We start from the raw sequence: 8,887 nt of genomic DNA on the forward strand, positions 1-8,887 counted from the left end.
TCAACACGGTTAATCCGGCTCGTCCAATACGGCAAATTAAGCACGTAGACCATAACTTAATTACGACCGATCAGCGTCCCAAAGCCGTCTCATCGGCTTTTATTAAAGCCGTAGTAGAGGAGGCATGCAAATTAATTTAGCTATGTAGTTATCTCATTTAAACGCTCTCATACGTGTTACACGGATTCTTTTAGGCCAAGTGACCACAACGGCGGACCGTGGATTCTGTACGAAATAGCAGACCCTTCTAACCTCAAGCGTACGGTCAGCCCTTGATTGGCTACATACCTAGGTAGCGTGATGATCCGGGCCGGTGAATGGAATGCGTTTGACGCTGGTTTAGTAAATAACCTACGAAATATTTCCCCTATTTTTCATTCCCATCGGCGGGAATGAGAAATACCGGCGGTAATTCGTTTAATTTAATAAACCCGGTGTCACCATATAAAAAGCTCGTTCAGGGATGAACGAGCTTTTTATGTTCAACATTTCAATTGGTCCTCCCTGACGTTCTACCACTCTCGAAGAAAACGAACCGTTCACGAAAGATTTAGCGGGTTGCCTCGCCTAATGGCGCAATTTCTCGTCCGTATTCCATCCGAAAAAAATCGGTCTCTGCCCGTTTACGACACCCAGAACTAACTCCAACCCTTTAATTTGACGTTTTATGAAATCGCATTATGCTGCAAAGTCTTTTGCCTGCATCCTTTTAGTTACACTCCTATTGACGGGCTGCTCTAAAAAGGACTCGACGCCAACGCCGACAGTGGATGTAACGGGCAAATGGGAGATGGTCGCCTTCGTCGTTGATCCACCCCTGGCCGACGGGACCCGAGATTACCTGGCTTACCTTCGGCAGCTCTTCTCCTACAACTGCTCCGACATCACCTTTTACTATACGTTTAATAATGATCAGACCTTCTCGGAGACCGACGAAAGCAAATGCATGTCGGGCAACACTACGGACGAATTAGTTACCGGGAAGTGGGCCGTGTCGGGGACCAAACTGACCTTGACATCCGACGATGGGACAACGCAGGCTATCAATATGGACTACCAACCCGGCGGAACGGGGCAGTACACCCAATTAATCCTAACCTGGACCAATGCCGGCCAAAACTTTACCGTGACGTTAAATAAGGTGTAAGTTTTTGTTTATCAGTCTTTGATGTAACGTTATCTATTAAGCCAAATTAGTCGCCTTTCACTAAATGAATCTAGACCCCTTTATGCATAAGCCGTAGTTTCGCACAATTCAAATCAACGTACTTATCATGATAAACACCTTTAAAGTAACCGTCTCCCTATTCCTTCTACTTAGCGCTTTGCTTTTGTCCAGCCAAGCCCAGGCCCAGTTTCAAGTAAATGTGAATGGCAACTACCTAGCGCCGACTGAATCGGGCTCTTCATTCTCGGATGGTCTGTGGGGAGGGGGCGTGACGCTGCGCTATTTCGTTAGCCCCAAGTTGGCCGTTGGCCTAAACGGGCGTTATTTTACCAAGACCAACTCGGCTAGTTTTGATCCTGGGACAGGTGGTGGCTTGGTCAAAGCCTCGTTGAACATACTGATGGTGACTGGTCAGGCCGAATACTTTTTCTCTGAGTCCGCTTTACGACCCTATGTGGGGGTTGAAGCCGGGTTGTACCGGGCCGGGGCCAGCCTTGAAATAAGCAGCGGGGCTCAGGGCCTAAAATCATCCGACAGCGATAGTAATTTTGGCGTAGCGCCCAAGGTAGGGTTGCAGTATGCTATTTCACCGGCTTTTGGCCTTAACGCCGATGCGGGCTATCATCTCATTTTTGGCGATGGTAGTACGGGAAAGTGGCTTTTGCTGGGAGCCGGCGTTTACTTTAGGTTCGGTCAGCCCTAATAAGACTACTATATAGCTTGATACAAAACAGCCTGCATCTGTGTGGGCTTTTTTTGTAGCTAAGGTATCAGTTGTGGATGAGCAAAATATAGGCACTGCTTTAGCAGAACCTGAAAATGGTGTCGCTATGTCGTGATAGACTAAAAGCTAAGAAATAGTTGGCGAATAGAAGGTAGAAACTACACACATCCTCCCCTTACTGGAGGGGCTTGGCCTAAAATCCTTTCTTTAAAGGCGCTGCTGTGTGAAATATATTAGGCAAAAGAGAACGAATGGCCTTGTTTGAAGTGCCGTCGGAGGAGTTGATCCGGGCGGTCAGGATTGGGAATTTGTGAGGGGAAGGGGGAAATGAGTGTAAGATATTGGGGAATGAGCTTTGTTCACTGTCTCAAGCTCTGGCAAAACCAAAAAATACTTGAAATTCAAGACTACCCGGCTCATCCGTGCCTTTAGAAACAAGCTGGCCGGATGAAACTGCTCGGTTACAAAAAGGCACCTACCTAACTACATGTTGGTGCCTTTTTGTAGTACAGATAAAAGGAGTAGATTATTTCTTATCGACCACCTGCTAACCATTTGTCTTAACTCGTCAATCTACTTTTGTTGCTTAATACTGTACAAGGTCAGCTCCTCTACCTTCTAGCAGATTGAATGGTTTGAAAATTATTGGTAACTTGTTTGTAGTTAGCTATAATTCGCTTAATGAGCTATCTATCAACACCTATTCTTTTTATGAAGTACAGTTTACTCGTTATCCTGAGCTGCTTTTGCTTTTGCACTTTTGCCCAAACCGTTAAACGAGCTAAAACGATTCCAGAAGCGGGCGTTAACGGCACGGCTTATCACCCTAATGTTGGGCTAGCACTTATTCATGGAGGGGATCATATAGGATTCCCCGCTCAAAATGCTCAAGTTGTCGATAAACTTACATCAGAACCTTTATCCACTGAGTTTCCTTTCCTACCTGAGGTTAAAAATGCAATCGCTGATGGAAAAGGAGGGTGGTATGTTTCAGGTAATGAATTTCGAAATAGCGTCGATCAAACCAGATTAGCGAAATCCTCCTACGGTATCCTCCACATATACCCCGATAATCGAATTGATACTACATTCCGAATCCCTCAGACAGCCGCTTCCCTGACTATACAAAGCGTTCGTGAACTTATTCTTTATAAGAATACAATCTACTGCTGGGCGCAAGTTTATACCAATTCAATATCGCAGTATCAATTGCTAGGTTTTGACGCGATTTCGGGAAGTTTTTTATGGAATTCAAATACAGCATCTACTAACCTTACGGCTGCACTTTCCTTACTGATAGCGGACAATAAATTATTTCTATGCGGGGAGTTTACCAAAATCAATGGAGCGAATGCTGCAAATCGTAAAGCGATCGCCTACAATTTGATCGATGGCCAGTTGACGAGTTGGAATCCCTCTCCATTGTTCTCAAATACACAGGTGGCCGACTTTACCGTAAGTGGCAATAAGATTATCCTTGCTATAAAGAGTCCCAGTAAGCTGATTGCGGTTGATCAGAATGCTGGATCGACAACAATCTGGCAACAATCACTTGAGGGAACTCCTTTATCCATAGCAGCGACAGAAAATGATTTGTTCGTGGTAGCCGAGTTTTATGAAACGGACGGCATTACTAAGTATAGTAAAATTGGCCGGTATTTAACTAGTAACGGTATGCCAAATTCGACCTGGACCATACAAACCGGTTCTAAACAGACAATCAGTAAGCTAGTGATTGACGACTCTGATCTGTATGCCTTCGGCAAACTAGTCAGTTTGCTTGGAGTCAACACAAAAAATGTCGCGAAGGTTAACATTAATAACCGGACGGTACAGGACTGGAAGCCTTTTAACACCCTAGACGATAATAAACTCGATCAAACAATCTACACCCTGGTTGTTGATGGTCAACGGGTGTTTATTGGAGGAAGATTTATCAACGTAAAACAGCTTTACTATCCGCATATAGCGATCGTGCGCCCAGAAAGTGAGCGGGTTGTTGACTGGAAACCCTCAGGAATTAATATCGAGTATTCAGCTTTTCAGGCGATTGCCTTCGAAAATGATTCAACGCTTTGGACTATTGGCACACTAAACATTGGCAATAACCAGTCTTTACCTAATAGCCTGGCGGCCTTCAGTGTAAAAACGGGTAGCTTGTTACGCCGGTTTACTATTAATACTAGTAACCAAACGATCCGTAAACTACAGGTTAAAAATGGAGTTGTTGCCTTTACAACGCAAAATAGTAGCGTAGCTGGATCCAGTGGCAATCTAAAGCTCTTGGATACGCAGACGGGGGCCCCCTTATCCTGGTTTACGCCAGGCAATGTCTCCCAATTTGAACTAGTCGACTCGCTTTTGTACCTCGCAGGAAACGTAGCCGTGAATGGGGTCTACACTAGCACCATAGGAAAAATAGCCTCTATAGATTTAAATAAAAAAAAGTATTCATCCTTACGCATTACGCAGCCAGCCTGGCGCAGTGACTTTTCGATTTTGGATTTTACAATTACAGGTAACTCTATTCTGTTTTCCACCTACAATTCTAATGATAAGGCCTATTATCAGTTTGACCGCTTTACGGGCCACCTCATCGCTTCTTTCGGCAGTAACAGTACAGATCAGTCTCAATGGATAATGGCGGCTGAGAAATATTTGTTTTTAGCAGGCTCTCCCCTATTAGCCAATAATTTCGCAATTCCCCGGTGCGGAAGAAATATGACCTTAAATGGCTTACAGCCCACTAATACATCCGCATTTTATTATGATCTGGAGTATAAACGCTTTAGCGATAGTTGTTTTTATAAAACATCCTATGCCAATACACTGATCAAAAGTCAGCTTTTTTTAGCCCAAAGTTTTCTTTACTTTAATATAGACTGGAGCGGAGATGCCTTTAATAAATATTCCAATCATGCCAACTTTTTACGAGTAAGTTTTCCAAGAGGTTTTTTTAAAGATGAGATCAATCCCGCCTTTTTTCCCAAGTCAGGTGGAAATGGGGGCCAAGTGACCGTCAATTTTTATGGGTACAGTATCGTTGCGGGTAGCAAGGTTAGACTTAAAAAGACGGGACAGGCCGATATTGTTGTGCCGGATTCACTGTTGAAATTCCCGGAAAACTTCCGAATGGAAGCTCAGTTTGATCTTCGTAATAAAGCACTAGGAAGTTGGGACGTTGAGGTATTACTTCCATCAGGAGTAAAACTGTTCTTCCCGCAGGGTTTTGATATAACAACGCCGGTACCAGCTAACATTAAGGTACAAATCACAACCCCTCCGGCAATTCGTCCAGGCCGTCCAACTCGGATCCTAATGACCATTAGTAATAAAGGGGGAATGGATGCGTATGGGGTACCGCTTTGGATTGTCGTTTCCCGAAATACAAAAATTGTATCTCCTTCAGTATATATAAGTGATACGACTTACGTTAGAAGCGATACTACCTTTACGACGCTAATTGATAGCTTACTAGGAGAAAAGTTTACAGGTAATGGGTATTGGTTTTTACTAAGCAAAATCAAATCTGGCGAAACGTTAGATATACCACTAGAAGTTCAGTTGACGGGTCGGGAACGGTTTGAAATTCATGCGTTTGCGAATCAGCCAATGTTTACCGACAACGACCTTAATCAGCAGACTAACGGTAGTCCAAAAGGTGGAAGGAAAAGCACTTCTCCCACTGGGTTTGATTGTTTTATTGGCTTTGCCAGCGAAATTATTCCAGGTTGTCCAGGCGCTATTCTGAAGTTAACCAATAGCATTTATAGATATAGTGTTCGAGGAATTAAATGCGAGTCACCATTTATTATAAATCTTGCTGCTTCCATTCTGAAAACAGGTGTAGAATGCACGACACCGAATGGGGTATTCGAACGCAGATTTCAAGATTTTTTTGAAAATTCTTTCACTGGGCCAGGCGACCTAGCGGATATCTCGCAAGATTGCCATGGCTACATCATGAATCGGATGAAGCAAACAATGGGAGGTAGCCCGAATATTGCTTCGTATGATCCAAACGATAAATTGGGGCCAGTCGGAGTCAAAGCACAACGCTTTGTCAATATGCAAACGCCGTTCAACTACTTAATTCGTTTCGAAAATTTTGCTTCGGCAACGGCTGATGCCCAACTGGTGCGCCTAGTGGATACGCTCAGCAAAGACAAGTACGATTTAAGTACCCTTCAATTGGGATATTTCAATATTGCTGACACTACTTTTTATATCCCTCCAGGTAAGAAACACCATGTGGTGGATTGGGATTTGCGTCCCAGTAAAAATTTAATTGTCCGTATGGAAGCTACGTTTATCGATAGCACGGGCGTATTAATAGCCACCTATACCTCCCTGGATCCTTCAACCATGAAATTAACCGAAGATCCAATCTTGGGGTTTCTACCCCCAAATAAACTAGCTCGTGAGGGGGAGGGTGGTCTGTCGTTTAATGTTGAACCCAAAGCAACGCTTCCGAATTTGGCAACCCTCCGTAATACAGCATATATCTATTTTGATGGTAACCCAGTTATTCCAACGCCCCCCTGGACTAATATCATTGACAGCCAACCTCCAACTAGTGCTATCCTAACTTTACCGACCGCGACTCAGGATACGACTTTCACCCTTCGTTGGCAGGGCAGTGATAATGAATCTGGTGTGAATCTGTTTGATATTTACGTGGCAGTCAATAATAGTCCCTATAAATTATTTCTACAGGGAACCTCGTCGTTAACAGCAACCTTTACCGGGAAAATGGATTCAACTTATAGCTTTTACTCGGTTGCCTACGATAGTTTGTATAATCAGGAAGCAGCGCCCGTAAGTTATGACAAAAGAATATCGATTAATAGACTTTCCATCGTACGTTCCCTTAAAACGGGGGATTGGAATTCAGTTGCAACCTGGGATTGTAACTGCGTACCCTCTACTCAGCATACAGTAACAATAAGCAGTGGACATAAAGTGACTATTACTCCGCAGATGGGCCCACAGGAAGCTAAAAAATTAGTCCTGGAATCTGGAGGCACTTTGAATAACATGGGCCTTTTGAGACTAATAAGGTGAAACGTATTGATTGATTAACAAACGGTTGAAGTATGCCTTTGCTCCATTGATAAAGCATAAATTGCAGTATAGAGCTCGGTAAATCAGATGTCCTGTATAGAATGTCATGGATTATTTTCTAAATAGTCCACATTTTCACTACCAGTTGTTAACAAAAAACCGAACTAAACCAATCGTCTAGTCTGGTTAAAGTTGCTACTTAATTCAACTGTTTAACATGGTTGTGATTCTCGGCTCAGAAAGGGATGCACTTACTAGATTTGCGGTCAGGACAGCAGCAACAAGTGAAGGTGCTTAAGTTTTTGTTGGCTAATCAGCAATCAAACACCCGGGCTAAGGATGGTTGAGGTGGGCTGGTTTAGGGCGGGACAGCAATCCTATGGAGACAGTTGCTGTTTCAGTAAGCGCCCATTTTCTAAGAGGGGCAACTAACTTGCCTAAGCCTAGTCAGAACAAGCTGGCTTAATTTCTTAGTAAAGATTCGTGCGTTTTAGGTCTATGCGTCTATCTAACCGCTTATTACTACTATTCTCCAAATAGTTGATTGAAGGGGGAAAGGTATAGATAAGGTGTACCTCTACATTGTAGCTAAAGGGTGCTCCAGCTTATAGAGGGAGGCCCCTGCTGGGAAATGCTCACCTTTCCACTCCACCTGATATTGACCGGCTTCCTGGTATTGGTTATCGACGAGTTTTGACAGTAACTGGACTTCCGCATTCCAAATATGCAAACTGGTGCCCCCCGCTCTGGTGAGGATATAGGAGATGGTGGTGACCGATTCCAACGGGTTGGGATAAACTACAAGCATAAGCTGCTTCCCGTCGATAGTTCCTGAAACCACGCCCGTGTGCGCGGTGAAGACCGATCCTGCTCTGACTTCAAAACCTGGTTGGAGAACAACCGCCTGCCCTGCTTTATACTCAACTGACATAGCGCTGGCATTAACTTTGTTACTAGCAGTCAGGATTTCAGCCGCTTCTTCAAGGGGCTGGGCTTGATAGCCACTAGTCAGCAAGCGAGCCTGTTCCACGGTCTGAGCCGTGGCCAGGAAAGCACTCAGGCATAAGCTTAAAAGAATAAAGCTCGTTTTCTTCTCACTTGCGTTTGGCCTTGATCAGTGTGTTGACTAAGTGTTCTAGCTGAATTTGTTTAGCCTTGACAGCTTTTAACTCATCAATCTCTGCCTGTTGTCGTTTTATCGTTTTGTCTTGCTGAATACTATACAAAGTCAACTCTTCAATTTTTTCCAATAATTTAGCATCCATCTTGGCCACATCAACACCCTGTTCAACCACCTCCCTTGCAGAAGGTATGTCTGGCAAATGACCTACCTTTTGGATGTGTTGCTCAACCTCGCCCAAGCTCTTAAGCTTATAGCCAGATTCAAAGACCTTGTCACTCCAATCACTGGTACTTTTCACGGCTACTTTTACTTTCTCCGTCAAGATACCCTCCGCTACGTAGAGTCGGTACCCCGTCGGCGTCTTGCTAACGCCTGGTCCAATAACTACGCCACCGACATTGCTATTCTGGAGATTGTCCCCGCTAGCCTGCCACATACTCTCCGTGTCAACCCCTACTCGGCCCGATCCATTGATACTGGCCAGGATGACATCGCCTTGAGAATTCACTGTTAGAAATTTGGTCTGGTTCAGAACCGTCGTTGTGTAGGAAGAGGTCAGGTTAGTCAACCGAAGCCCGCTATTACCCGTGGTGCCCTGCCTAATTTCCAGTTTATTGGCGGGTGTTGACGTACCAATTCCCACATTCGCATTGTTGCCCAGCACCAGTGCATTCGAGACTGACACCACTGCGCCAGATCCAATCGCACTAGCTGTATGTCGTCAGCCAAAAGTGGACAGATGCGGGTAAAAAGAGAAGAGATAGTTTTACGAACTTTGTAGACGCTGAAAAATATGATTTTTCCGTCG

Annotated in this window: 5 protein-coding genes; 3 read left to right on the plus strand and 2 right to left on the minus strand. The window is 44.3% G+C overall.

Annotation, left to right across the window (positions count from 1 at the left end; genetic code table 11):
* Positions 1–667 precede the first annotated feature (667 nt).
* From ACYVEA_RS33890 to ACYVEA_RS33900, 3 genes are all read left to right on the plus strand, one after another.
* Complete coding sequence (locus tag ACYVEA_RS33890) at positions 668–1,147, plus strand: lipocalin-like domain-containing protein (protein ID WP_461117816.1); 480 nt, start codon at positions 668–670, stop codon at positions 1,145–1,147.
* Positions 1,148–1,274: 127 nt separating this feature from the next.
* A complete protein-coding gene (locus tag ACYVEA_RS33895; protein WP_461117817.1) occupies positions 1,275–1,871 on the plus strand; it encodes an OmpW family outer membrane protein in 597 nt (198 codons plus the stop codon).
* 732 nt (positions 1,872–2,603) lie between these two features.
* Positions 2,604–6,956 (plus strand): DUF7619 domain-containing protein, encoded by a 4,353-nt coding sequence (locus ACYVEA_RS33900; RefSeq protein ID WP_461117818.1) that lies wholly within the window; start codon positions 2,604–2,606, stop codon positions 6,954–6,956.
* A gap of 577 nt (positions 6,957–7,533) precedes the next feature.
* On the opposite strand, the gene ACYVEA_RS33905 is transcribed toward ACYVEA_RS33900, so the two are convergent.
* Together ACYVEA_RS33905 and ACYVEA_RS33910 are read right to left on the minus strand one after the other, a co-directional pair.
* Positions 7,534–7,986 (minus strand): 3-coathanger stack domain-containing protein, encoded by a 453-nt coding sequence (locus ACYVEA_RS33905; RefSeq protein WP_461117819.1) that lies wholly within the window; start codon positions 7,984–7,986, stop codon positions 7,534–7,536.
* A gap of 64 nt (positions 7,987–8,050) precedes the next feature.
* Positions 8,051–8,764, minus strand: a complete 714-nt coding sequence (locus tag ACYVEA_RS33910) for a hypothetical protein (RefSeq protein WP_461117820.1) — start codon at positions 8,762–8,764, stop codon at positions 8,051–8,053.
* Between the last annotated feature and the right edge of the window lie 123 nt (positions 8,765–8,887).

It is taken from the genome of Spirosoma jeollabukense, from assembly GCF_054777855.1.

Bases quoted from the DNA above. Each gene is read 5' to 3' on its own strand.
- ACYVEA_RS33890 (WP_461117816.1), top strand. From the start codon at position 668: ATGAAATCGCATTATGCTGCAAAGTCTTTTGCCTGCATCCTTTTAGTT.
- ACYVEA_RS33895 (WP_461117817.1), top strand. From the start codon at position 1,275: ATGATAAACACCTTTAAAGTAACCGTCTCCCTATTCCTTCTACTTAGC.
- ACYVEA_RS33900 (WP_461117818.1), top strand. From the start codon at position 2,604: ATGAAGTACAGTTTACTCGTTATCCTGAGCTGCTTTTGCTTTTGCACT.